Annotated in this window: 24 protein-coding genes and 1 tRNA gene; 8 read left to right on the top strand and 17 right to left on the bottom strand. The window is 45.0% G+C overall.

Features of this window, described 5'->3' with window-relative positions:
* Positions 1–101: 101 nt before the first annotated feature.
* The 6 genes from DL796_RS04640 to DL796_RS04665 all read right to left on the bottom strand — a co-directional run bounded on the left by DL796_RS04640 (position 102) and on the right by DL796_RS04665 (position 6,005).
* Positions 102–839 carry a slipin family protein gene (locus DL796_RS04640; protein ID WP_110200442.1) on the bottom strand — a complete coding sequence of 246 codons (738 nt, stop codon included), beginning with the start codon at positions 837–839 and terminating at the stop codon, positions 102–104.
* A 26-nt stretch (positions 840–865) separates the two neighbouring features.
* On the bottom strand, positions 866–2,314 hold the full coding sequence (locus tag DL796_RS04645; protein WP_110200444.1) for an NfeD family protein: 1,449 nt from the start codon (positions 2,312–2,314) through the stop codon (positions 866–868).
* Between the two features lie 365 nt (positions 2,315–2,679).
* A tRNA-Phe gene (locus DL796_RS04650) sits at positions 2,680–2,755 on the bottom strand.
* A gap of 55 nt (positions 2,756–2,810) precedes the next feature.
* Positions 2,811–3,086: an oxidative damage protection protein gene (locus tag DL796_RS04655; protein WP_110200446.1), complete on the bottom strand. Its 276-nt coding sequence runs from the start codon at positions 3,084–3,086 to the stop codon at positions 2,811–2,813.
* Positions 3,087–3,128: 42 nt separating this feature from the next.
* Positions 3,129–4,163, bottom strand: a complete 1,035-nt coding sequence (gene mutY, locus DL796_RS04660; RefSeq protein ID WP_110200448.1) for an A/G-specific adenine glycosylase — start codon at positions 4,161–4,163, stop codon at positions 3,129–3,131.
* Between the two features lie 12 nt (positions 4,164–4,175).
* Positions 4,176–6,005: an SLC13 family permease gene (locus DL796_RS04665; protein WP_110200450.1), complete on the bottom strand. Its 1,830-nt coding sequence runs from the start codon at positions 6,003–6,005 to the stop codon at positions 4,176–4,178.
* A gap of 152 nt (positions 6,006–6,157) precedes the next feature.
* Between DL796_RS04665 and trmB the strand changes: the two genes are divergently transcribed.
* Complete coding sequence (trmB, locus tag DL796_RS04670) at positions 6,158–6,907, top strand: tRNA (guanosine(46)-N7)-methyltransferase TrmB (protein ID WP_170114212.1); 750 nt, start codon at positions 6,158–6,160, stop codon at positions 6,905–6,907.
* Between the two features lie 121 nt (positions 6,908–7,028).
* Here trmB and DL796_RS04675 read toward each other — a convergent pair whose 3' ends face one another.
* The 7 genes from DL796_RS04675 to DL796_RS04705 form a co-directional block, all read right to left on the bottom strand.
* Positions 7,029–8,132, bottom strand: coding sequence for an META domain-containing protein (locus tag DL796_RS04675; RefSeq protein ID WP_110200454.1), 1,104 nt, complete (start codon positions 8,130–8,132; stop codon positions 7,029–7,031).
* 100 nt (positions 8,133–8,232) lie between these two features.
* Complete coding sequence (gene hemW, locus DL796_RS04680) at positions 8,233–9,462, bottom strand: radical SAM family heme chaperone HemW (protein ID WP_110200456.1); 1,230 nt, start codon at positions 9,460–9,462, stop codon at positions 8,233–8,235.
* The gene (gene rdgB, locus DL796_RS04685) at positions 9,462–10,073 is read right to left on the bottom strand and encodes an RdgB/HAM1 family non-canonical purine NTP pyrophosphatase (RefSeq protein ID WP_110200458.1); all 612 of its coding nucleotides are present in this window, start codon (positions 10,071–10,073) and stop codon (positions 9,462–9,464) included. Before rdgB ends, hemW begins: the two co-directional genes overlap by 1 nt.
* Before the next feature lie 84 nt (positions 10,074–10,157).
* The gene (locus tag DL796_RS04690) at positions 10,158–10,616 is read right to left on the bottom strand and encodes a DUF4426 domain-containing protein (protein WP_110200460.1); all 459 of its coding nucleotides are present in this window, start codon (positions 10,614–10,616) and stop codon (positions 10,158–10,160) included.
* Positions 10,617–10,715: 99 nt separating this feature from the next.
* On the bottom strand, positions 10,716–11,300 hold the full coding sequence (locus tag DL796_RS04695) for a YggT family protein (protein ID WP_110200462.1): 585 nt from the start codon (positions 11,298–11,300) through the stop codon (positions 10,716–10,718).
* Positions 11,301–11,390: 90 nt separating this feature from the next.
* The gene (gene proC, locus DL796_RS04700) at positions 11,391–12,239 is read right to left on the bottom strand and encodes a pyrroline-5-carboxylate reductase (RefSeq protein WP_110200464.1); all 849 of its coding nucleotides are present in this window, start codon (positions 12,237–12,239) and stop codon (positions 11,391–11,393) included.
* A gap of 125 nt (positions 12,240–12,364) precedes the next feature.
* Positions 12,365–13,048 (bottom strand): YggS family pyridoxal phosphate-dependent enzyme, encoded by a 684-nt coding sequence (locus DL796_RS04705; protein WP_110200466.1) that lies wholly within the window; start codon positions 13,046–13,048, stop codon positions 12,365–12,367.
* A 35-nt stretch (positions 13,049–13,083) separates the two neighbouring features.
* Between DL796_RS04705 and DL796_RS04710 the strand changes: the two genes are divergently transcribed.
* Positions 13,084–14,118, top strand: coding sequence for a type IV pilus twitching motility protein PilT (locus tag DL796_RS04710; RefSeq protein WP_110200468.1), 1,035 nt, complete (start codon positions 13,084–13,086; stop codon positions 14,116–14,118).
* A gap of 19 nt (positions 14,119–14,137) precedes the next feature.
* Entirely contained in the window at positions 14,138–15,283 is a 1,146-nt protein-coding gene (locus DL796_RS04715) for a PilT/PilU family type 4a pilus ATPase (RefSeq protein WP_455196249.1), read from the top strand.
* Between the two features lie 75 nt (positions 15,284–15,358).
* Here the strand turns inward: DL796_RS04715 and ruvX are convergent, their stop codons facing one another.
* The 4 genes from ruvX to gshB are packed head-to-tail and all read right to left on the bottom strand — an operon-like array spanning position 15,359 to position 18,316.
* The gene (ruvX, locus tag DL796_RS04720; protein ID WP_110200470.1) at positions 15,359–15,799 is read right to left on the bottom strand and encodes a Holliday junction resolvase RuvX; all 441 of its coding nucleotides are present in this window, start codon (positions 15,797–15,799) and stop codon (positions 15,359–15,361) included.
* Complete coding sequence (locus tag DL796_RS04725; RefSeq protein ID WP_110200472.1) at positions 15,792–16,355, bottom strand: YqgE/AlgH family protein; 564 nt, start codon at positions 16,353–16,355, stop codon at positions 15,792–15,794. Before DL796_RS04725 ends, ruvX begins: the two co-directional genes overlap by 8 nt.
* A gap of 40 nt (positions 16,356–16,395) precedes the next feature.
* Complete coding sequence (locus tag DL796_RS04730) at positions 16,396–17,310, bottom strand: energy transducer TonB (RefSeq protein ID WP_110200473.1); 915 nt, start codon at positions 17,308–17,310, stop codon at positions 16,396–16,398.
* A 49-nt stretch (positions 17,311–17,359) separates the two neighbouring features.
* Positions 17,360–18,316, bottom strand: coding sequence for a glutathione synthase (gene gshB, locus DL796_RS04735; RefSeq protein ID WP_110200475.1), 957 nt, complete (start codon positions 18,314–18,316; stop codon positions 17,360–17,362).
* Positions 18,317–18,708: 392 nt separating this feature from the next.
* On the opposite strand from gshB, the gene pilG reads away from it, so the two are divergent.
* Genes pilG through DL796_RS04760 form a run of 5 tightly spaced genes read left to right on the top strand, consistent with a single transcriptional unit; the run spans position 18,709 to position 23,449 of the window.
* A complete protein-coding gene (gene pilG / locus DL796_RS04740; RefSeq protein WP_110200477.1) occupies positions 18,709–19,110 on the top strand; it encodes a twitching motility response regulator PilG in 402 nt (133 codons plus the stop codon).
* A gap of 36 nt (positions 19,111–19,146) precedes the next feature.
* Positions 19,147–19,512 carry a response regulator transcription factor gene (locus DL796_RS04745; RefSeq protein WP_110200479.1) on the top strand — a complete coding sequence of 122 codons (366 nt, stop codon included), beginning with the start codon at positions 19,147–19,149 and terminating at the stop codon, positions 19,510–19,512.
* Positions 19,513–19,533: 21 nt separating this feature from the next.
* The gene (locus DL796_RS04750) at positions 19,534–20,067 is read left to right on the top strand and encodes a chemotaxis protein CheW (protein ID WP_227592967.1); all 534 of its coding nucleotides are present in this window, start codon (positions 19,534–19,536) and stop codon (positions 20,065–20,067) included.
* A gap of 47 nt (positions 20,068–20,114) precedes the next feature.
* Entirely contained in the window at positions 20,115–22,547 is a 2,433-nt protein-coding gene (locus tag DL796_RS04755; RefSeq protein ID WP_110200483.1) for a methyl-accepting chemotaxis protein, read from the top strand.
* Positions 22,548–22,606: 59 nt separating this feature from the next.
* Positions 22,607–23,449, top strand: coding sequence for a CheR family methyltransferase (locus DL796_RS04760; protein ID WP_110200485.1), 843 nt, complete (start codon positions 22,607–22,609; stop codon positions 23,447–23,449).
* Positions 23,450–23,464: the final 15 nt, after the last annotated feature.

Consider the following 23,464-nt stretch of genomic DNA (forward strand, 5'->3'; position numbering starts at 1 on the left):
ATGAAAAGAATCATACGGACAAATCACTCTAAATGCAAATGGTTATCATTAACTATTTAGTGATGCCTATCTCATTTGTGACTTTTCCAATAACATATAGCCTACTTAGTGAGGTTTTTAAGAATATCTATTGGCAGCGGGAAGACAATGGTATTACTGTTTTCACCCGCCAATCCCGATAGAGTTTGTAGATATCGCAGTTGAATGGCTTCTTCTTGCTGGGCAAGAACTTTGGCCGCTGCTAATAGCTTTTCTGACGCTTCCATTTCACCTTTAGCATGAATAACCTTTGCCCGTCGAGCTCGCTCGGCTTCTGCCTGCTGTGCGATTGCACGAACCATACTTTCATTGAGATCGACATGCTTAATTTCAACATTTGATACTTTGATACCCCAAGCATCGGTTTGGTTGTCGAGAATGGCCTGGATATCGGTGTTGAGTTGCTCACGCGAAGCTAACATCTCGTCTAATTCATGCTGGCCTAGAACGGAGCGCAGTGTAGTTTGCGCTAATTGACTGGTCGCGTCATAGTAGTGCTCGACGTTAATAATGGCCTTTTGTGGGTCAATAACACGAAAATAGACCACTGCGTTAACTTCAACCGAAACGTTATCCAGTGAAATGACGTCCTGTGTGGGAACATCCATAACAACGGTTCGTAAGTCGACACGAACCATTTGTTGCACAAAAGGGATAAGGATGATGAGGCCAGGACCTTTGACTCGCCAAAAGCGACCTAGCATAAAAATAACGCCGCGTTCATACTCGCGTAAGATTTTAAACATACTCGCGACAAGCAATATCACTATGGCGAGTATAATTGGGTATACAATGTTCATAATATTTCCTGCTTTAACTATAAATACTAAGTTGAGTCCTCTTTGCTTGGTGCAACCGTAAGCTCGAGATCATCTATCGCAACAACTTTTACAGGTTGCCCAGATTTAAGCGGAATATACGAGCGACACTTCCATCTTTCTCCACAAATATGAACCCAACCTTCGTCTACAAAGTCTTGCTCGACGATTCCGACTTCATTAAGCAGCTCTTCACGACCACTGACCACTGGTTGCTGTCGAGCGCGGAGCGCTAAGCTCAAAACAAAACTGAGAAGAATCACACTTATAATGGTCACAGTGAGAAGGATCGGCATAGCGATAGCAATACCGGTTTCCGGTTCGTTGAATAGAAGGAAAGAGCCTATGAAGAAGGCAATAATACCGCCAATGCCAAGTATGCCAAAGCTGGGTGCAAACGCTTCGACTACTAAAAGCGCAATGCCAAGTACCAGTAGGCCAGCTGCTACATAATTAATAGGAAGGATCTGTAAAGCGTAAAAAGCTAATAGCAGGCAGATAGCACCTATAACTCCTGGCACAAAAGTCCCAGGGTTGTAGCCCTCGAAAATAAGCCCGTAAATACCAAATAGTAGAAGAATATAAGCGATGTTTGGATCGCTAATGATACTCAGCAGATCCATTTGCCAGCTGGGCTCCACTCGAACAATGGTCATACCGTTGGTATCTATTGCTTTAGGACCAGTGGGTAAGCGAACTTGGCGTTGATGAATTTTAGACAGCAGTTGCTCGGGGCTTTCAGCAATGAGATCGATAACACCAATATCAAGCGCTTCTTTGGATGTTAAACTTTCACCCTCGCGTACCGCATTTTTTACCCAGTCGATATTGCGACCATGGTAATCCGCTAGGCCACGTAAATAGGCCTCAGCATCATTGATGATCTTTTTATGCATGGCGTTTTGGTTACTGCTTTGAGGCTCTGCCCGGTTAGCTTCTTTGACTTCTTCTTTCTCGTTATCTTTGTCTGTAGAAGAGTCATCAGTTGAAGAGTCTGGAGAAGCAGGTTTTGGGGAAGAAGGCTCTGGTGAAGAAGGATCAGGCATGCTACCTATTGAAACGGGTGTTGCGGCCCCTAAATTAGTCGCTGGAGCCATAGAAGATATATGACTGGCATAAAGAATATAGGTGCCTGCACTGGCAGCACGAGAACCTGGCGGATAAACATAAGTTGCAACTGGAATATTAGAAGATAGTATTTCACGAATGATATCCCGCATGGCTAGGTCTAAGCCGCCGGGAGTATTCATCTGTAGAATAATGAGTTGATAACCTTCCTCTTCAGCAGACTGGATATTGGAAACTAAATAATGCGCGGTACCAGGATTCACAGAACCATCTAAAATCAGTAATTTAGCTTTGGATGAGGGACTTTCGCCACTAAATGAGGTAAAAGCAGTTGGACACGCTAATAACAACAGCGCGTAAGAAAAAAGGAATATTACTAACCGCTTCATAGAAAATCCCTCTATTTCGCTAATCCCAATGGCTTCCGCCAATACCCCAATGTAGCGCGTTAAGAGCTAGATTACAAAGCAGGTCGAGAATGAGATAAGGAGGTGCTCTAGCTTTAGGGATAATTAAGTGGTTAGAATCGGGAAATTACAGACACAAAAAAGCCCAGCTATAGCTAGCTAGGCTTCTTAATATGGTGGCCCGGGGCAGACTAATTTGTCGGGAGCAAATTAGAATGTTGCGCTTGGCGCAATAGCCGTAAGGTAAACTACAAGGAGGTAGTTTGTCATTGAACGTAGTTCAATTCGATCTATGAGTTTATACAGACACAAAAAAGCCCAGCTATTGCTAGCTAGGCTTTCTAATATGGTGGCCCGGGGCAGAATTGAACTGCCGACACAAGGATTTTCAATCCTCCGCTCTACCAACTGAGCTACCAGGCCTGAGGACGCGTATTAAACCGATTCTCGGGATTTAAGTCAAGCCTAAATTTGAATTTTATTCTTTTGTTTGTGGGACATAGCCTTCGGCTTCATCATAGTCGCCACCAAAGAGGAACTTTTCCATTTGGTCGGCAAGATATTTCTGCGTATCTTGGTCAACTAAGCTAAGGCGTTTTTCGTTAATAAGCATGGTTTGGTGGGCGAGCCACATTTGCCAAGCTTCTTGCGAAATATTGTCGTAAATACGATCGCCTAATTCGCCTGGGAAGGGTTTGAAGCCGATCCCTTCTGCATCTTTTTGTAGCTTTTTACAAAATACAGTACGTGACATTGATTTCTCCGCTGTAGGGTTTTGGCTTTGCGTTGCTAGGGCTTACTGGAGCGAAGCCAGCAATTTGCTGACTGGTGTCGGTAAACCAATCTGTGCTGTTTTAGCCTGTGTTTTCTTGTTGAGAAAAGCAAGCGCAAAGCGTTCTGTTTCGTTGGGCTCCATGATACCTGTCTTGCTGAGCTTTTTCACTAGTAACGGCTGGACTTCGAGGTCGTAATGGCTGAATTTATGCACGAAACTGCTCAACTTTTGGGAATGCTCAGGGATTGGCTCTGATTGTTCAATTTCTGGAAAGCACCAAAGTCCACCCCAAATTCCTGAGGGAGGGCGTTTGTGAAGAAGAACTTGATTATCCTCAATACAAACTAGCCAATAAACCGAGCGTTTAGGGCGTGCTTTTTTGGGCTTTTTGCCGGGGAGTTCGCTTATCATACCTTGCTTCAAGGCGAAGCATTCTTTGGCTAATGGGCACTTGTCGCACTTTGGCTTGGTGCGGGTGCAGATAACAGCGCCGAGATCCATCATGGCTTGGTTGTACTGAGCGGTATCTTTAACCGGCGTATTTTCTTCCGCTTTGGCCCAAAGAGCTTTAAGTACCGCTGACTTACCCGCCCAGCCTTCGATGCCGTAGCAACGCGCTAATACTCGTTTAACATTGCCATCTAAAATAGCCGTCGGCTTATCGAAAGCGAATGCAGCGATAGCGCCAGCGGTAGAAAGACCAATCCCCGGCAGGGCTTCGATCTCTTCAGGATCTTGTGGAAATGTTCCTGCATATTCTTCGGCAACGGTTTTGGCCGCTTTGTGTAGGTTTCTGGCGCGACTGTAATAGCCTAAGCCACTCCACAGGTGCATCACCTCATCGCTACTCGCTTCGGCTAAATCCACGATAGTAGGGAAGCGCTCTAGGAAAGCTTCGTAATAAGGGATGACTGTGGCAACTTGGGTTTGTTGCAACATGATTTCGGAGAGCCAAATTCGATAAGGATCTTTGGTGCCCTGCCATGGTAGGTGCTTTCGACCGTGTTGGCGATAATACTCGATGACTTTGCGCTGAAAGCTGTTAGCCGACCACATTGTATTTGTGCTTTAGAAATTATAGAGGATGGGCAGGATAATCGACAATGACACCCACATCAATAGCACCAGCGGCACACCAACTTTGACGAAATCAGAGAATTGGTAACCCCCCGCGTTCATCACCAGCAGATTGGTTTTATAAGCCATTGGCGTTGCGAAACTCATATTAGCGCCAAAAAGAACGGCGATAACAAAGGGCTCGGGCGGCAAGTTAAGCTGTGTTGCTACACTAACCGCAATAGGCGTGCCGATAACCGCGGCAGCGTTATTGGAAACAACGTTGGTCAATATGGCTAACAATAACATTAAGCCACTCAGTAGAACCGTTGGCGGTGCGCCGTGCAGTAGTGAAACGAAAGCTTGTGCCAGGTATTCGGCTGCACCGGTCTCAGTCATACCAATACCAAGCGCTAAACTGGCAGCGACAATCAGTACCACAGGTGCACTCAGCGCATTCATAGCATCACGCCAGGTAATACAGTGGGTCAAAATCATCAATAAGGCACCGCCTAGGGCGCTGATGGCGATAGGCAATAAACCGACAGCCGCCAGCAAAATCACCAAGCCCATGATGATAAGGGCTCTAGGCGCACGATGAGATCGAGGTAAGTCAGTGGTGGCATCAAGCACTAAGATATCGCCGCGCTTTTTAAATTCGGCGATTTCGCTTTGACCACCTTGGATCAGAATCACATCGCCGACATGAAGCGTTACTTTACCTAGCCCCTTGTTGTGCATATCGACCACGCGATCGGCGCGGTGTAAGGCAATTGCCACTAGGCCGTACTGGTTCATAAAGCTAACGTCTTTTAGCGAGCGGCCGGCTAACGGGGAGCCTGGCGTTACGACGATCTCAGACAGTTGCTGGTTTTCAGCTGTCAGCGGGTGATCATCGCTGACTTCTTGCCCAGCCTTATACAGCCGCGCACCAAGCACTTGTTCGTATTCTTTTAAACGATCGGGCGAGTCCGTAACACGCAGTTTATCGCCAGCACGAATAATGGCATCAGGCATTGGCATAATCGTAGCATCGGAGCCACGGTGTATGCGTTTAACCTTCATCATGCCATCAGTTTTACCAATCACTTCCGCCAATGTTTTGCCGTCAGCATAAGAGTCTTCGTTGATATGAAGCTGTGCCGTGAAAACACGAGGCGAAGTATTTTTCATTACCGCCTGACGCTCTGGCGTGATTCTTGGTGCGACCAACCAGAGGTAGACGATGGCGATACCCCCTGCTATAGAAGCGGGTAGTAAGAAATCGAACATACCGAAGCGCTCTAAACCTAAATCTGCCGCCACTGAAACCACTAAAAGGTTGGTTGAAGTACCAATAGTGGTGGCCATGCCGCCAGCGATGGTGGCGAACCCCATTGGCAATAGAAGGCCGGAAGGACTGCGGTTTGAGCGAACCGCAACGCTAATTAAAATTGGTAAAAGTAGGACAACGATCGGCGTATTGTTGACAAAAGCACTTAAAACGCCTGCTATTAGCAGAGTTAGGAGTAGCGAAAATAGCGGCGCGACTTTCCACACCCTTGCCAATAATCGACCAATCGGCTCCAAGGCACCGGTACGAACTAGGCCCTGGCCTGCAACCATTAAGGCGCAGACAGCGACTAAGGCTTCATGACCGAAACCGCTGAAAAACTCCATCGGTTCGAGGTGACCATTGAAGTTATGGAAAGGTGCGAAGGTGAACCCCATGGTTAAAATCAACAATACAACCACGCAGGAAGTTTCCAGCGGGATGTCGTCGCGTCGAAATAAATATAGGGCAAATACCGTCAGCAATAACACAAAAAGTGCATGGCCATTCGGCAAATCCGGAAATGGCATTCCTATCCTAACTCCTAAGCTTTTATCGTTATTTTTGCTGAGTTTGCACTTACACAAACCCTAAAACCGAATGAAACACCTTACTGATTTGGCTCGATTTTGGCAACGTATTTGTCTCACGAAACACATAATTTACATCAAACTTTTACAATATGATAAAATCACACCCAAGTATTATACCGTTAACTAGAAAGAGAGCTATCCCTTTGAATTCTGAAGAAAAAACTCAGCGTAAAATCCGTAGCTTCGTGTTGCGCAAAGGTCGTTTAACAAAGGGGCAGCAACGCGCCATGGATCTCCATTTCCCACGGCTCGGGATCGAGTTCGAGAAAAAGCCGTATAATTTTGAAGAGATATTTGGTCGCAAAGCACCGATAGTGCTAGAGATTGGCTTTGGTATGGGAAAGTCGCTTGCCGAGCAGGCACGAGACCAGCGAGACCATGATTTTCTTGGCATAGAGGTGCATAATCCGGGCGTTGGCGCTTGCTTGGTGTTGGCAGAAGAGTACGAATTAGAGAATCTTCGTGTGGTCAATCACGATGCGGTAGAGGTGATTGAGCACTGCATTCCTGATCATAGCTTAGATCGCATTCAAGTCTTTTTCCCGGATCCTTGGCATAAAAAGCGTCATCATAAACGTCGAATTATTCAAACCGAGTTTTGCCAGAAGCTGCATAAAAAACTCAAGCCTGGCGGCATCCTGCATCTAGCCACCGACTGGGAAAACTATGCAGAACACATGCTAGAAATACTAAACCCAATGTCGGAATATAAAAATCTATCAGAGACTGGGGATTTTGTACCGCGCCCAGAGTCGCGACCACTGACCAAGTTCGAAGTTCGAGGACAGAATTTAGGGCATGGGGTTTGGGATATGATGTTTGAGGCGGTAGATTCTTAGAATTTCTGCGTTATACACGCTTTTGCGTGTGCTCAGGATCTGCCCCACGCGGGGTTTGACTAAAGCTTAAATAAATATAGGTCATTCCGCGGTTAAACCGCGGAATCCAGAGACTTTTCCGTTAATGCCTTGCGGTGATTGTTTTGCCGTCTTCTGTAGTTAGAATGAGCGCGCCTTTGCCACCGATATCATAACGATTCACCTTACTTAATAAATCCAAAAACTTTTGCTCTTGATTCATTAAGGCTTCGGCGCAGGCTTTTAGAGTAGCAAGTGGATTCTGCACAGTTAGCGTTTCGCCAGTTAGTTGGTAACCGGCACTATAGCTGTTACAAGAGGCTAGGCCGTGAACGCGCCCTTCACGATCAAAGTTTAAAGTCATTCTAGAGCTATCAATTATCCCTGTATTAGCCAAATCCTCGACTACCCACTCAATACCGACTAAAAGCTCAAGCGGATCGCCGCCACAACCTTGATGAAGTTTACCGTCTAAAGCAAAGGTTACGCGAGCGGGGTGCGGCCGACCACTCATGTCGTCGTAACAAAGTTTGCGCTGGATATCGAGAATGGCGACTTTACCATCGGCTTCAAAATGATATTTATAACCACCTTTATAAGGCTGAGGCTCTGGACGAGGTGCCGACATAGTGTTTTGACCATAATTGGTCTTTATATCAATGGTGTTCTGCTTAACTTCTACTAACCAGCCAGGCTCGTTGCCGCGAGCGGTAAAAGGGATGGGGTATAAAGAATTAATTTTGTTGCCAACAGTTCCGGACTGGACTCGCTTGAGGATAACCTGGCCGAGCTCATGACTCGATTGAGAAGTATCTACTTTTTGATGTTCGGTGGTTGTCCACATGAGTAAGCCATCGGGATCCTCAAGCTTAGCACGCAGCGCATAGGCGTGATTCTCTACTAATTCTTCTTTAGGGACTTGTAGTGTGATTTTTTGAGGAAGTTGGGCATTTTTATCAATGCCTATGATTTGCTCGGCTAAAACAGTAGAGGCTTTATCGGCAATTGATACATCTTCTAAAGTGACCGTTAAACTACTTCCTGGCGGTGCCAGCATACGTTCACGGTACATGACTTCAGCAGTCACGGTAAAGCTTTGAGCAGCGGCTTCTTCGGAATTTGAAGTGCTTTCGACGGTTTCTTGTTTACAGGCAGCCAAAGTTAACAGTGCTACAGTGGCTAATGTAAATAGTTTTTTCAGTTTCATAGAAGTCCCTACCAATAAATTGATTTAGAAATAGCATAGACCGTTAATATGCTTTTGTCATATTAACGGTTAGCAAAACTAACGTAGTGTTATGGTGAAATTATAGTTGGGTGAACTGTATGCTAGCTGAACTTGGCTCGTTATTTTTTGATTCTGAGTTTGGTATAAAGCGCTCTAACAATTCGTTAAGAAACAATGCGCCTTTTTCGGTAGGTTGGAGTCGAGCAGGATCGTTTTCGAGCAAGCCATCGGCTACGGCTTCCTGCAGTACTTCACGAATGTGGTTAATCGGTAAGCCTGTGTATTGCGAAAATAGAGTGACAGGTACGCCGTCGATAAGGCGTAGAGCATTAAGCATAAACTCAAAAGGGAGTTCGTGCTTGGCAATCGCCGTATCTTGACTAATCTCGCTGAGCGATCCTTGTAAATAATCCTTAGGATGGCGCTTTTTAGTAGTGCGATGAATTTCGCCTAAATCGAGGCGAGTGATTTTGCCGTGGGCGCCAGCACCAATCCCTAAATAATCACCAAATTGCCAATAATTGAGGTTATGCTTGGCTCTAAGTCTTGGCGACTTGCTATAGGCCGAGGTTTCGTACTGATGATAGCCACTGTCGGCAAGAAGCTTTTGGCCAGCTTCTTGAATATCCCACAAGACTTCATCATGGGGCAACTGAGGTGGCTGTTGATGAAATAAAGTGTTCGGTTCAAGCGTGAGTTGATACCAAGAAATATGATGAGGTTTAAGACTTATAGCCGTTTCTAAATCACTCAACGCTTGCTCAAGAGTTTGATTGGGCAAGCCGTGCATCAAGTCTAAATTAAAAGAGTCGTAACCTGCTTTGTGGGCAAACTTTGCTGCATCGATCGCTTGCTGTGGGTTATGGATTCGTCCGAGTTGCTCAAGGTGGTTGGCGTTAAAGCTTTGCACACCAATCGATAGGCGATTAATCCCAGCTTTTCGGAAACCGCGGAATTTTTCCGCTTCGAAAGTCCCAGGATTGGCTTCCATGGTAATTTCAATATCGCTCTCAAAAGGCAGTCGAGCTCTTACAGCGCTCAGCAGTCTATCTAAAGACTCTGGGCTAAACAGACTTGGCGTGCCACCGCCGATAAAGATACTGTGTAAACGTCGGCCCCAAACCTTTGGCAGCTCTTGCTCTAAATCCTCGATCAAGCGATCGATATATTCTTGCTCTGGAAGGTCAAACTCTGTTTGCTTCTCTGACTTCAGGTTTTTTACCGCATGGGAATTAAAGTCACAATAAGGACATTTACGGACACACCATGGGATATGGATATAAAGCGATAAAGGCGGATTGGTCAGCATTAAGCAAGTGACTCTTTCAATTTATGCATCAATTCCATGAGCGCTTTGCCACGGTGACTGATAGCGGTTTTTTGCTCGGGAGTGAGCTGTGCCGCTGAGCAATTATGCTCTTCACACCAGAAAAGAGGATCGTAGCCAAAGCCGCCATCACCAACTTCTTCATTAAGAATTCGGCCTTCCCAGCTACCCTGGCAGATTAAAGGTGTTGGATCTTTGGCATGTTTCATAAAGACTAAAACGCATTGATAGCGTGCTGTGCGATCTGCTTGTGGTACGCCTTGCAGTTTCTCGAGCAGTAAATCGTTGTTAGCTTGGTCGCCGCCCTCGGTAGCGCCTTCGCATAGCGCAAAGCGAGCTGAATAGATCCCCGGTTGACCGTCCAAATAATCAATTTCAATTCCTGAGTCATCAGCAATCGCCGGAAGTCCGGTAACTTCGGCCGCGTGTCTTGCCTTGATAATGGCGTTTTCGACAAAAGTAGTGCCCGTTTCTGGAACATCTTCTACGTTGAGTTCCGTTTGTGGGATAACTTGTAGTTGGAATTGAGCCAATAACTGGGTTAACTCGGCGACTTTTTTGCGGTTACCGGAAGCTAAAACGATTTTTTGCATGATGGTTTGACTGGATTAGGGTGTTGCTGAGATTATAACCTATAACCACCGCAGAATGTGCCTGCGGTGGCGACAAAACTTTGCTTAGTCAGCATAAAACTTTTGTTCGATGTCTATGCTGACCGGCTTTGAGTAGCCTGGAATATTGATAGTGAACTCAATATCCATGTTTTCTTGGTCACGGAACTGGAAGTCAGCTAAATAATAAACTGCTTCGCCCTCAACAATCTCTTTAAAGGCCAACTCTTGGAACTGGCTCAAGTTGTTGGTGGCTTTACCTCGAAGGGCGACCTTTAAGGGTTTATCTTTGCCATCTTCAACTACCTGATGCACTGAGACATTTATCAATCCTGTGTACTTACTGCGGTCAATTCGGTATTGAACCGCGGTTTCAGGTTGAATGAATGAGCTGTTGAAAGCATTGTAGTGAATAATGTAATCGCCGACACGTTTCTCGTTAGCTTGACTAACACTAATCACGACAAGTCCTGCTGTAATCGCTAGCAGGGTGAATAATTTTTTCACGTTTAATAGGGTGTTCATCGAGGCTCTCCTATTTCCAGCGCCTTAGTAAAGGCCGATACCCTTAAGATAGCAAAATTTGCGCTGTCTTTCAGGAATTCTATTGCACTCTGGGGTTGCTTAAGTGATTAAGCTGACGCCAAGACGGTAAAGGCCATCTTGAAGGAACCATAGTCCAAACAGAATAATCATTGGCGATAAGTCGATCGAGCCGGCAATTGGCGGAATAATTTTTTGTACTGGGCGCAAAATAGGGCGTGTAACTTGATAGAGAAAAGCAACTCCAGGGCTATAACGACCACCACTCATAAAGCTCGCAATCATTAAGCCTAGGAATAAAATCAATAGCATATTGGTCGTAATCATGACCAAACCGCCCATCGCGGGAGCGCCTTGCATTATTAAGCCAACGATGACGCCTAGGGTCATTACTTTTGGTTGGAGTGGACCAAAAACAGTCGAAATGACGAAAAACTTCAGAACGATAATGGCTAGAGCAACGACAAAACTTGCGGTACTGAAACGCCCCAAGTCCGGCACGATTTTTCTTAATGGATTAATCACAGGCGCAGTAAATTTGTGAATAAACTGCGAAATTGGGTTGTGGAAATCCGCTTGTCCGAGTTGTAATAAAATTCGGACCAAAAATATCATCACCAAAATATTGGAAATGTGTTCAAGCAAGGTGAAGCTGATGTTATTCATGGATAAGTATCACTCTAATGTCGTCAAGAACGCTAATTTAGGGGGAAGCTTTAAAGCCAGCTATCATAAACCCATCCGTGGGTTTTATCATTATTGATTTGCAATGTCTGCCAACTCTTTACCACGTTTTACTGAGGCCTCGAGAGCTTTTTTCACGATCTCAGGAAGTTTATGCTCGTTCAGGGTATCGAGTGCCGCCGCCGTGGTGCCACCTGGCGAGGTTACATTGCGACGTAATTGACCAATTTCGGTCTCGCTGTTTTGCTGGACCATTGCCGCCGCGCCTAGGGCCGTTTGCGCCGCCAGTTCACGTGCCGTTTCTTCGGGTAACCCAAGATCAATGCCGCCTTGAACCACCGACTCCATGAATAAGAAGTAGTGCGCTGGACCGCTACCAGAAACCGCTGTGACCACATCCATCAAGTCTTCATTATCAACCCAGATGCTTTTGCCAACTGCATCAAATATAGCACTAGTGGCGTCACGTTGTTGCTCGCTGACTTTGTCGTTGGCATATAAACCAGTAGCACCGTAGCCGATTAAGCTCGGTGTGTTTGGCATACTTCGAACCACAGGCGTATCTGCGCCAAGTAGCTTGTTTAGGGTTTCGCAAGTGACGCCAGCAGCGACTGAAATCGCACACTTATTGCTTAAATCCAAATCCCTGAAGTCAGCACACGCTGTGGACATGATTTGTGGTTTAACCGCTAACAAAACATAATCAACATTGTTAACAACTTCAGCATTATCATGGGTTGTGTTGATGGTTGGGTATTTTTCTTTAAGCGCGTCTAGCTTACCGGCACTGCGGTTGCTGACATAAATCGACTCTGCTGGTAGGCCGGATTGGATAAGACCGCCTAAAATACTTGCCGCCATATTGCCCGCGCCGATAAATCCTACTTTTGCTTTGCTTAATAATTCAATTGATTCAGTCATAAATGCCTGTGTTCGATTGTTTGCACTAGCTTTTAGCTAGTGTCGTGAATGTGTATGCGTATAATCTAATTCTATAGTGATGAGGGTTAAAGCCTCAAATTCAACGCTGAATTAAAAGGAATGCCTTAATCGCGCTGACCAAAGATAGCGGTACCGATACGAATCATGTTGCTTCCGGCCAAAATGGCGGCTTCAAAATCACCAGACATCCCCATGGAAAGCGTATCAATATGTGGGTATTTATCCTTTAACTGTCTGTAAAGTGTGGAGATTTCCTCAAATTGTTGCAGTTGCTTTGGGTAGTCATGTTGTTTCGGTGGAAGCGCCATGATTCCTCTTAAAGCTAAATTTTCAGCTTCATAAATTGCTTGCGCCAGTTCAAAGCACTCAGTTTCATCAACTCCAGCTTTTTGTGCTTCGCCGAATAAATTGACTTGGATACAGACATTGAGAGGTGGCATTCCTTGGCGAGCTTGGTTCAGTTTATTGATGACTTTAGTGCGATCAACGCTTTGCACCCAGTCGAAATGTGTCGCAATATCTTTACACTTTCGGCTTTGGATGGCGCCTAGCATGTGCCATTCGATGTCACTTTTATCTATTTTTTGGATTTTTTCGACGCCTTCTTGAACAAAGTTTTCGCCGAAAATGCGATGGCCTTTTTGATAGGCTTCTTCAATTTTATCAATGGGTTGGCGCTTACTAACAGCGACTAGGCGCACATTATCCTGAAAATTCACGCGTTTCTCGCTGCTTTTTGCGATTTCTTGTTGCAGAAGTTCTAGTTGAGAGGCTATGCTAGTTGTCATTAGTAAGAATAAATATCAAAATTGGGGTCTAACCTATGGATATTACAGAGCTTTTAGCGTTCAGTGTAAAGAATAACGCTTCGGATTTGCACATTTCCGCTGGAATGCCACCGCTGATTCGCGTGGATGGCGATATTCGACGAATTAATGTGCCCCCGCTAGAAGACAAAGAAGTCCATTCGCTGATTTACGACATTATGAACGATAAGCAGCGAAAAGACTATGAAGAGTTTCTAGAAGCGGATTTCTCATTTGAACTTCAAGATTTGGCACGTTTCCGTGTTAACGCCTTTGTACAAAACCGTGGTCGAGCTGCGGTATTTCGTACCATTCCCTCTCGCGTTTTGACCTTAGAAGATCTCAAGGCCCCAAAAATTTTCCAAGATGTATCGATGCAGCCTCGTGGCTTGGTATTGGTGACAGGACCTACGGGTTCGGGTAAATCAACCACGCTGGCGGGCATGATCGATTATGTCAACGATAATAAACACGATCACATTTTGACCATTGAGGATCCGATCGAGTTTGTTCACGAAAGTAAGAAATGTCTCGTCAACCAGCGTGAAGTACACCGCGATACCCATAGCTTCTCCAACGCACTGCGCTCAGCGCTGCGTGAAGACCCCGATATTATTCTGGTTGGTGAGCTACGTGACCTTGAAACCATTCGCTTAGCGTTAACAGCGGCGGAAACGGGTCACTTGGTATTTGGTACCTTACACACCACGTCTGCGGCTAAAACCATTGACCGTGTGATTGACGTATTCCCTGAAGGCGAAAAAGCGATGGTGCGCTCGATGCTTTCAGAGTCACTGCAGGCGGTTATCGCGCAAACCCTATTGAAGCGTAATGGTGGTGGCCGTGTGGCTGCCCATGAAATCTTAATTGGTACGCCAGCGATCCGAAACCTGATTCGTGAAGCGAAAGTGGCACAGATGTACTCGGCGATGCAAACCGGTATGTCGCTAGGCATGCAGACCCTTGACCACAGCTTGAAGCAGTTAGTGAGCAAAGGCATTGTGTCGCGTAACGATGCGCGCATGAAAGCGACTAATAAAGAAGAATTCTAGAGAGGCGGAAGAATCAATTATGGCTATGGATATTACTCCATTACTAAAAGCTTTGGTGGATAATAAAGGCTCAGACCTTTTTGTGACGGTCCATCGACCTCCTTGTATCAAAATTAATGGACAGATTCGTCCTGCAACTAAAAGTATGCTGACGCCGGCTCAAGTAGAGGAGCTGATTCATTCGTCAATGGACGAGCGCCAGAAACAGGAGTTTGCCGAAAAGAAAGAATGTCAGTATGCGATCAGCGTGGAGAATGTTGGTCGTTTCCGTGCCAGTGCCTTTTATCAACGCAATCAGCCAGGTTTAGTCGTTCGTCGAATTGAAACCAAAATTCCAACCACTGAAGAGCTGAAAATCCCAAGCATTTTGAATGACTTGGTAATGAAAAAACGTGGAATTATTATCTTCGTTGGTGCGACCGGTACCGGTAAATCTACTTCGCTAGCAGCGATGATTGGTTATCGAAACCGTAACTCAATGGGCCATATCATTAGTATTGAGGATCCGATTGAGTACGTGCACCGCCATGATAAATGTATTATCACCCAACGTGAGGTTGGCATCGATACTGAGTCCTTTGAAGTAGCCTTGAAAAACACATTGCGTCAGGCTCCAGACGTGATTCTAATTGGTGAGGTTCGATCGCAAGAAACCATGTCGCAAGCGATTACTTTCGCAGAAACGGGTCACTTGTGTTTATGTACCCTGCACGCCAACAACGCCAACCAAGCGATTGACCGTATTTTGCACTTCTTCCCGAAAGATGAGCACTCAAGAGTCTTGATGGATCTGTCGCTTAACTTACGTGCGATTATTGCACAGCAATTAGTGCCGACAGTCGATGGCAAAGGTCGTCGTGCGGCGATTGAGATTATGATTAACTCGCCGTTGATCTCAGATCATATCCGTAAAGGTGAAGTGCACTTGATTAAAGAGTTGATGGCGCGCTCAACAGAGCTCGGTATGCAGACTTTCGACCAAGCACTCTTCGACCTCTACGTTAAAGGCGAGATTTCTTACGATGATGCGCTAGTTCATGCTGATTCTGCAAACGATTTACGTCTGCGTATTAAGTTGCACGAGAAAGATGCGGACTCTTTAACCGATGGCACCGAAGGGTTGCAGGTTGAGATGGACGATGATCATTCGAACAGTATGTTTTAATAGCTAATTGAACTGTCTAATCGACTGCTTTAGAGAGCTGCTCAAAGCCCAGTTTTTTCTGGGCTTTTTTTGTGCTTACTCAGACTCAAAATAGCTTTTTAAAATTAACTCTGCCGCGTAGGCGTCGAAATCTGAGTCTTTAATTTTTTTATAGCCGCCAAGCTCAAATAAGTATTCGCGAACTTCAGCGGTACTTAGACGTTCGTCATGGGTAAAGGTAGGAAGGCCGAAACGACCATGCAGGCGGTTTGCAAACTTTTTTGCCATTAGTGTAACCGGCTGTTCGGTGCCGTCCATGTTGAGCGGTAAACCGACGACAAAAGCATCTACTTGCCATTCTTTAATAAGTGCTTCGACTTGATCCCAGTTGGGCTGGTTGTTCTCAGCTTTAAGCACACAAAGAGCCTGTGTCGTTCCTAAGGATTTTTGCCCAGTAGCGACACCGATTCGTTTTTCACCAAAATCGAAGCCTAGAAATCGGCCTAGTGTTTTGGTTGGCTTGATAGAATCAGGCATGGCCTGAATGCTCGGTCAGTTGAGTCCAGTCGATGCCGAGTAGTTTAGTCGCCTGCTGCCATCGTTGGTTAGGTTCGGTGTGGAATATAATATTTTTGTCTGCAGGCACAATAAGCCATGAATTCTCTTCGATCTCACGCTCCAGCTGTCCTTTATCCCAGCCAGAATAGCCTAGCGCAATGACTGCATCCTCTGGCCCTTCATTATTCGCAATAGCAGTTAGAATGTCTTCCGAGGTCGATAGTCCAATTTCATCACTAATGGATAAGCTGGAATCCCAGTTGCCGAGAGGACTGTGTAAGATAAAACCACGTTCTTTATCCACTGGACCGCCGGCGAGCAAGACATTATCTAATACTGCTTGGTTGGTGCTTGGGATCTTAAGATGATCGAATAGCTGGTGGTAGGTTGTCTCAAGCGGCTGGCTCAACATAATACCAAGCGCACCCTCGTCCGTGTGCTCACAAATGTAGGTCACACTGCGGGAAAAGAAAGTATCTTCGAGCGTTGGCATAGCGATCAACAAGTGATCAGCCAAAGAATTAATTGGTTGCATGCTTAAATTATATCAGTATTTAAATAGCTTGTATTAGGAATTACTTGTGGAAGTCCCATTCTCGAACAATTTCCAGTATGTCCGTGTTCTGGCGGATCGAGTCTGGCAATGGTTCGAATGGTGCCGATAATCTTATAATCTGTAAGGCGGCCTGATCAAGCACCTCTTGGCCCGAGGACTCGATAATTTTTACGCTGACCAGTTGACCGTCCTTATCAATCGCCACTTTTAGTTTTAGATTGCCATAGATACCTTGGCGTTTGGCCTGTTCAGGGTAATGGAGATTACCGATTGCTTCGACTTTCTTGCGCCATGTTTCGAGATAGGCGGCGTCGCTTGGTGACTGTCTAACGGCAGCGGAGATTTGACGTTTACGAAGCCCGCGTGTTTGTAGTTGATCGCTCATATCCTGTTCAAGGTTGCGCTTTTTTAAATCCTCAGGCGGCGGGCTTTCTATAGTGGGAAGCTCAATCTCGGCTTCGGTTTTTTCAGGATCGAGACTGGAAGTGGTCACTCTTTGTGAGTTAATAGTGGCCACAAAGTCGAGCTGTTGCTGCTTCTGCGTGGGTTTTGGTAATAACTCTAAGGATGGCGTATTGGTCGTGCCTTCGGTGTTTTTGAAGTGCTCTAACTGGGTTGTGGGACGTTTTGCTTCAGCCGCGTCGCCAGCGCCTTCTTGGTTTTTCTGCCCGATGAAATCTGCTTTTTCAGGCGCCTCTAAACTTTCTCTTTGAGCCAGCGTAACGTCTAACGAAAGCGGAATCTTAGAAGGATTAATCTCTGGCAAGGTAAAGCGGATCCCTAAAAGAACCAAAAGGTGGAAGCATATCGCCATAAAAATGGTGAATTTTAAACGATCTGAGGCTTTGATCGGCGACACTTTAAGTGTCACCGCATCTTTGCGCGGGTTGATCGAATTTGGGCTCTCAGATTGAGGCGCGGCTTGGCTCGTCATTGATTAATAATTAGTATTAGTTCGTTATCCACATCACCAAGATAGCAGGTTAAGCGGATAATTGCTTCTCTAGCGCTGCAAACAGAATCGCGCCAATATTGATTTTGTATTCGTTTTCCAATTCTCGCATACAGGTTGGACTGGTTACGTTAATTTCTGTCACATATTGGCCAATTACATCTAATCCTACAAACAATAGCCCACGTTTTACCAGATCCGGTGCAATCGCTTCGGCTATAGCTCGCTCATCCGCGGTGATTGGCATAGGGACACCACTACCACCGGCTGCTAAGTTACCACGGGTTTCGCCTTTAGACGGGATTCGCGCCAAGGTATAAGGCACAACTTCGCCGTTAACAATAAGAATACGCTTATCGCCTTCTGTAATTTGTGGGATAAACTGCTGAGCCATGGCTAAATCTTGACCGTGTGCAGTTAAAGTCTCGATGATTACTGAAAGATTCGGATCGCCCGACTTCACTCTGAAAATCGAAGCGCCACCCATACCATCGAGCGGTTTGAAAATAACATCACCGTGTTCATGAGCAAATTGCTTTAACTGCTCTGCGTTAGCGCTGACCAGTGTTTTTGGCGTATGCTCTGGGAACCAAGCGGTATACAGTTTTTCGTTACAATCCCTCAGGCTCGCAGGATCATTGACCACCAAGGCACCTTGCTGCTGAGCCAACTCCAGCAAATAAGTGCTATAGATATAGTTCATATTAAAAGGCGGATCTTTGCGCATTAAAATCGCGGAAAAGTCACCACAGTCAACTATGATTTGTGAGGCGTCCTGGAAGCTGTACCAGTCGTTTGGATTGTCTTGAACCTTGACGCGCTGACATAAAGCTTTGACTTTACCTTCCGCTAAATAAAGATCCTGCGGTTGGCAGTAATAAAGTGTCCAATTGCGACGCTGGGCTTCCAGCATCAAAGCAAAACTGGTGTCTTTTTGTGTTTTGACGGAGTCAATGGGATCCATCACCACGAGTACAGAGTGGGCCATAAATAATAAAGAGTAGTGATTTTGTACTAAATTACCATGTTCTTAGGGTAAGCTAAATAAGTATATAGACAAAAGGTCAATTGCAGACGAAGGCAAAGACCGCGCTATATTCACAAATACGCAAGAAATATTCAGGAACCACTTTCAGAAAACAGTTGGACACTATAAAGTGGGCAAATAAATAGAAGGAGAGTATTTTTCCTTCTTTAGTAGAAATATCGATTAAAAAGCTTGCAAGCAAAAGGCAAGCAATTTAGTCTTAAAATGTGATCTGCTTTGCGAGTTTGGTACTTTTGTGGTAAAAGTTACCTATAAAGTTAAAAAACAGTTGAAGAAAGATCGCTAACTTATTATTAAATAGTGAATTTTCGCTATTCATAGGTAACCATTAGATGAGTGATTTATTTAACGGACTAAAAGTGATGGTAGTGGATGATAGCAAGACTATCAGACGTACTGCTGAAACACTTTTAAAAAAGCAAGGCTGTGACGTGGTCACAGGAGTAGACGGTTACGACGCACTCTCCAAAATTGCTGATTATAAGCCCGAGATAATATTTATTGATATAATGATGCCAAGGTTAGACGGGTACCAAACCTGTGCCTTGGTTAAAAGCAATCAAGCTTTCAAGAACACCCCAATAATTATGCTTTCGAGTAAAGATGGGGTATTTGATAAGGCAAAAGGCCGAGTAGTAGGGTCGGATAATTACTTAACCAAACCTTTTAGCCGAGATGAACTTTTAAACGCTATTTCCGCACAATTAGATGGCAAGGCTAAAGCCGCCGTTTAATTGACGCGATTGTTATTATTAGAGAGGTAGAAAAACATGGCGCGTGTACTGATAGTTGACGATTCTCCAGCAGAAGCACATAGCCTGACCAAGATTTTAGAAAAGAATGGTCATCAGGTTATTACAGCTCCTGACGGTGAGTCAGGCATAGCATCAGCAAAGGCAAATACGCCGGATTTAATTTTAATGGACGTGGTAATGCCTGGGCTGAATGGATTTCAGGCAACTCGCCAATTAAAAAAGGATTCAGGCACTTCAGCAATTCCAATCATAATTGTTTCAACAAAATCGCAAGCGACGGACCGAGTCTGGGGTATGCGACAAGGTGCAAACGATTATATTACGAAGCCTGTAGACGAGTCTGCATTGGTAGAGTCTATTAACAACGTATTGGGATCGTAACGACTTATGCCTGAAACACACATGAGCAGTGTTGTCCAACTACTCGACGATATTCGTCAGCGAGGACAAGATCATAAGGACTCATTGCCTCAACGTGATGTTCGAGGCGAAGCCTTTTGGAGTGGAATTGGGTTTAGTTTGAACGGTGTGAACTATATCGTTCCGATTGATGAAATCGTCGAACTCATCCCAGTTCCACATACAACGAAAGTGCCAGGAACCAAAAGCTGGCATAAGGGCGTCGCAAACCTTCGTGGTGTCCTACTTTCGTTAGTTGATTTACAAGAATATCTCGGGCGTTCAAGCTCACGAAGTATCCTCAAGCAAAGAGTTTTGGTCATCGACCAAGAGGGATCCTATTTAGGTCTGGTAGTGGATGAAATTCGTGGTCTACATCATTTCGACGAAGATGAGCAGGTAGAAGCAGACTTGACCGCTGACGCCGTTTTAGCACCTTATATTATTGGTGGCTTTGAGCGTGACGGGGAACTTTGGCGAATTTTTGGGATAAAAGAGCTTTTTGAAAGCCCTGAATTCCATCAAGTCGCTGTTTAATTTAATTTTTACAACAATATGAAGTCAAAAAGTCTCGGGAGCAACCTATGAGTGAGACCACTAATAACAGGAAAAAAGCAGGCCGTTCAGGAATCGGTATCTATGCGTTTCTTTTGGTCGTAATTTTGATCGGACTGGCGGTTAACGCTGGTTACGGCTTTTTACAAAGCCAAGATCAAAGTAAACGGATTGAATTAGCGTCGGATATGAAGGTATTGTCGCAGCAGATCGCGACCAACGCCTCAGAGTCTGCGCAGGGTACCCAAAGCGCATTCGGCGACTTGGATGCGGCTGCAAAGCAGTTTGAAGGTAACTTGCGTGATCTGATCGATGGAGAGAAAGTCAGTAACCTTCCTCCAGCACCAGCCAGTATCCGTCAGGCAGAATTAAAAACTCTCGAAGACACTTGGAATAATGTTCGCCCGCGAACTCAAGCAATTTTAGCTAACCAAGAAGTCGTAAATCAGATGTTCTTAAAAGCTGATGAGTTGTCCGAGCAGATTCCTGCAATGCAACGTAAATACGATAGCGTGATTGATATTCTGCTTGATAACCGAGCAAATGCAGAGGAAGTTCACCAAGCAACGCGCCAAAAATGGTTGGCAGAGCGTATTTCATCGGGCATGCAGAAAGTATTGCGTGGTGGTGAAGAAGCAGCGATTGCAGCGGAAGACTTTGGCCAAGACGTAGGTACGTTCGGTGTATATCTTGAAGGGCAGCTTTATGGAGATGACCTGTTAGAAATTCGCCGTGTAACAAACCCAGAAGCTCGTGCAGCTCTTGAATCTATTGTTGATGACTTCCAGAGCGTTAACGAGAACGTTGATTACATCGTTTTCAGTACACCTAAGCTGTTTGAAGTACAAAATGCATCAAACGCAGTTTATGCAAACGCTCAAGCACTTCTAAACAGTACTAACGAAGTAGAAGAAGCTTTCACTGGTCAAGCGACTAGTTTTACAGATTTAGGTAGTGTTTATATTTCTGCAGCACTGTTCGGTGTCATCATCTTACTATTGATTGGTATGTATCTGAGCCAGCGTAAAGCTGAGAAGAAACGTTTAGCCGAATCAGAAATTGCTGCTGAACGCGAAAAAGAAGAAAACGCGCAGAACCAGGAAGCGATTATTCGACTACTGGACGAGATTGACAGTCTGGCAGATGGTGACTTGACGGTAAAAGCAACGGTAACCGAGGACTTCACGGGTGCAATTGCTGACTCATTCAACTTAACCATTGACCAGCTGAGAGGCGTGGTAAGTGCGATTAACGAAGCGGTTGACCAAGTATCGAAATCTGCGGAAGAAACACAGCAAACGTCGACAGCACAAGCCGATGCATCGCGTCAGCAAGCACAAGAAATTACAGGAGCTTCTGCTGCGATTAACGAGATGGCAGTGTCGATTGAGCAAGTATCTGCAAACGCATCTGAGTCGTCTCAGGTAGCGGAAAAGTCGGTAGAAATCGCTAAGAAGGGTGGTGCGGTTGTACGTAACACAATTCGAGGCATGGACACGATTCGTGAGCAGATTCAAGAAACCTCTAAGCGTATTAAGCGACTAGGTGAGTCATCGCAAGAGATTGGTAACATCGTATCATTGATTAACGATATTGCTGACCAAACGAACATTCTGGCACTTAACGCTGCGATTCAGGCATCGGCGGCAGGTGAAGCCGGTCGTGGTTTCGCGGTTGTTGCGGATGAGGTACAGCGACTGGCAGAGCGTTCAAGTAACGCGACGAAGCAGATTGAAGCACTTGTAAAAACGATTCAGACGGATACTAACGAAGCGGTAATCTCGATGGAGGATACGACTTCTGAGGTTGTTCGTGGTGCTCGATTAGCACAGGACGCGGGTGTTGCACTGGAAGAAATTGAGTCGGTATCGACTAACCTCGCTGACTTGATTCAATCGATTTCGAATGCGGCGCGTCAACAGGCAGCGTCAGCAGGTCATGTATCTAATACGATGACTGTTATTCAGGAAATTACTACTCAGACTTCTGAAGGTACACAAGAAACTGCTAAGTCGATTGGTCAGTTAACATTGTTGTCTGATGAATTGCGTCGCTCAGTATCGGGCTTCAAGTTGGATTCAACCAACGACGATATGTTTGGTGCTGATAGTGCAGCCATGGAAGACTTCTCATCTGACTTCGCGAAAACTGGCGAAGAGTTGAATGAAGACAAGGCTGGACTAACTGATGACTTTGATAGTGACACTTCGCTAGAAGAGTTTTTAGAACAGAGCGAAAATGATGAGATAGACGAGTCATCTAACGATGACGATCTTTTAGATGAAATCCCAGAGGTTGATGATGAAGATTCTGAGCTAGATTCAGATGACGATATCTTTGGTGAAGAAGAATTAAAAGATTTGAACGAAGACGAAGAAGATTTCTTAAAAGAAATTGATGAAACGTTAGACGGTTTAGATGACGACAGCGACTCTACTGACAGCGAAAAAACTCACTCTTAAATAACAATTAGTATAGGTAGAGACGCTTGAGGCAGAATTCACTCACTCATGTTCCTGAAATGAAGTCTGCTAGCTTTAAACGCTGGCAGTCTTTAATTCGACAATATTCAGGAATTTGGATCCCGACAAATAGGGCTTTGTTCTTAAAGACAAGTTTGTTAAGAAGAATCAGAGCCTTAGATTTGACGGATTATGAGGAGTATTACCAAAAGTTACAGGATAAAAACTGGGCTTCAATTGAATGGTTTCAGTTAATAGATGCTTTAACCATTCACGAAACCAGCTTTTTTAGGCATAAGGAATCTTTCGACCTAGTTCAACATGTATGCCAGCAAAAGGTAATACAATCAGCTAACGCGAATAGCGATTGTAATATCCAAATCTGGAGTGTTGGATGCTCTACGGGAGAAGAGCCATATAGCTTAGCCATAGCTTTGGAAGAGTTAGCCCTCGGAAGTTTAAACGAAAAAGGTTTACGATTTTTCTACGGCATAACAGGGGTGGATATTAGCTATCCATCGCTTACTGCAGCAAGAAAAGCCATATACAGTGAGCGTAAGATCCATATGATAGCTCCAGAAATTCGTGAACGTTATTTTAATCGTCATGATTCAAACCACTGGCGGGTAAAGGAAAGCTTAAGAAATAGGGTGCTTTATTTGCAGAGTAACCTAAATCAGTTATCCAAAGCTCCCAAAAGAAATTACGACGTAATTTACTGCCAGAACGTGTTAATTTATTTTCGACCAGAAGATCGAGTCGAAATATTGAACGAGTTGGTTGAACGGTTAATCCCGGGTGGTGTGTTGATTCTAGGAGTCGGTGAAATAATTAACTGGCAACATCCTGAGTTAGTACGAATAGACGAAAAGAATTGTTTGGCATATCAGCGACAATTATAGCTACAAACACGGTGT

It is taken from the genome of Kangiella spongicola, assembly GCF_003194565.2.
In the GTDB taxonomy this organism is placed as follows: Bacteria; Pseudomonadota; Gammaproteobacteria; order Enterobacterales; family Kangiellaceae; genus Kangiella; species Kangiella spongicola.

Bases quoted from the DNA above. Each gene is read 5' to 3' on its own strand.
- pilG (WP_110200477.1), top strand. From the start codon at position 18,709: ATGAGTGATTTATTTAACGGACTAAAAGTGATGGTAGTGGATGATAGC.
- DL796_RS04745 (WP_110200479.1), top strand. From the start codon at position 19,147: ATGGCGCGTGTACTGATAGTTGACGATTCTCCAGCAGAAGCACATAGC.
- DL796_RS04690 (WP_110200460.1), bottom strand. From the start codon at position 10,616: ATGAACACCCTATTAAACGTGAAAAAATTATTCACCCTGCTAGCGATT.
- rdgB (WP_110200458.1), bottom strand. From the start codon at position 10,073: ATGCAAAAAATCGTTTTAGCTTCCGGTAACCGCAAAAAAGTCGCCGAG.
- DL796_RS04655 (WP_110200446.1), bottom strand. From the start codon at position 3,086: ATGTCACGTACTGTATTTTGTAAAAAGCTACAAAAAGATGCAGAAGGG.
- DL796_RS04750 (WP_227592967.1), top strand. From the start codon at position 19,534: ATGAGCAGTGTTGTCCAACTACTCGACGATATTCGTCAGCGAGGACAA.
- DL796_RS04710 (WP_110200468.1), top strand. From the start codon at position 13,084: ATGGATATTACAGAGCTTTTAGCGTTCAGTGTAAAGAATAACGCTTCG.
- DL796_RS04715 (WP_455196249.1), top strand. From the start codon at position 14,138: ATGGCTATGGATATTACTCCATTACTAAAAGCTTTGGTGGATAATAAA.
- DL796_RS04665 (WP_110200450.1), bottom strand. From the start codon at position 6,005: ATGCCATTTCCGGATTTGCCGAATGGCCATGCACTTTTTGTGTTATTG.
- trmB (WP_170114212.1), top strand. From the start codon at position 6,158: ATGATAAAATCACACCCAAGTATTATACCGTTAACTAGAAAGAGAGCT.
- DL796_RS04730 (WP_110200473.1), bottom strand. From the start codon at position 17,310: ATGACGAGCCAAGCCGCGCCTCAATCTGAGAGCCCAAATTCGATCAAC.
- mutY (WP_110200448.1), bottom strand. From the start codon at position 4,163: ATGTGGTCGGCTAACAGCTTTCAGCGCAAAGTCATCGAGTATTATCGC.
- proC (WP_110200464.1), bottom strand. From the start codon at position 12,239: ATGACTGAATCAATTGAATTATTAAGCAAAGCAAAAGTAGGATTTATC.
- DL796_RS04640 (WP_110200442.1), bottom strand. From the start codon at position 839: ATGAACATTGTATACCCAATTATACTCGCCATAGTGATATTGCTTGTC.
- DL796_RS04725 (WP_110200472.1), bottom strand. From the start codon at position 16,355: ATGCAACCAATTAATTCTTTGGCTGATCACTTGTTGATCGCTATGCCA.
- ruvX (WP_110200470.1), bottom strand. From the start codon at position 15,799: ATGCCTGATTCTATCAAGCCAACCAAAACACTAGGCCGATTTCTAGGC.
- DL796_RS04755 (WP_110200483.1), top strand. From the start codon at position 20,115: ATGAGTGAGACCACTAATAACAGGAAAAAAGCAGGCCGTTCAGGAATC.
- gshB (WP_110200475.1), bottom strand. From the start codon at position 18,316: ATGGCCCACTCTGTACTCGTGGTGATGGATCCCATTGACTCCGTCAAA.
- DL796_RS04760 (WP_110200485.1), top strand. From the start codon at position 22,607: ATGAAGTCTGCTAGCTTTAAACGCTGGCAGTCTTTAATTCGACAATAT.
- DL796_RS04695 (WP_110200462.1), bottom strand. From the start codon at position 11,300: ATGAATAACATCAGCTTCACCTTGCTTGAACACATTTCCAATATTTTG.
- DL796_RS04705 (WP_110200466.1), bottom strand. From the start codon at position 13,048: ATGACAACTAGCATAGCCTCTCAACTAGAACTTCTGCAACAAGAAATC.
- DL796_RS04645 (WP_110200444.1), bottom strand. From the start codon at position 2,314: ATGAAGCGGTTAGTAATATTCCTTTTTTCTTACGCGCTGTTGTTATTA.
- DL796_RS04675 (WP_110200454.1), bottom strand. From the start codon at position 8,132: ATGAAACTGAAAAAACTATTTACATTAGCCACTGTAGCACTGTTAACT.
- hemW (WP_110200456.1), bottom strand. From the start codon at position 9,462: ATGCTGACCAATCCGCCTTTATCGCTTTATATCCATATCCCATGGTGT.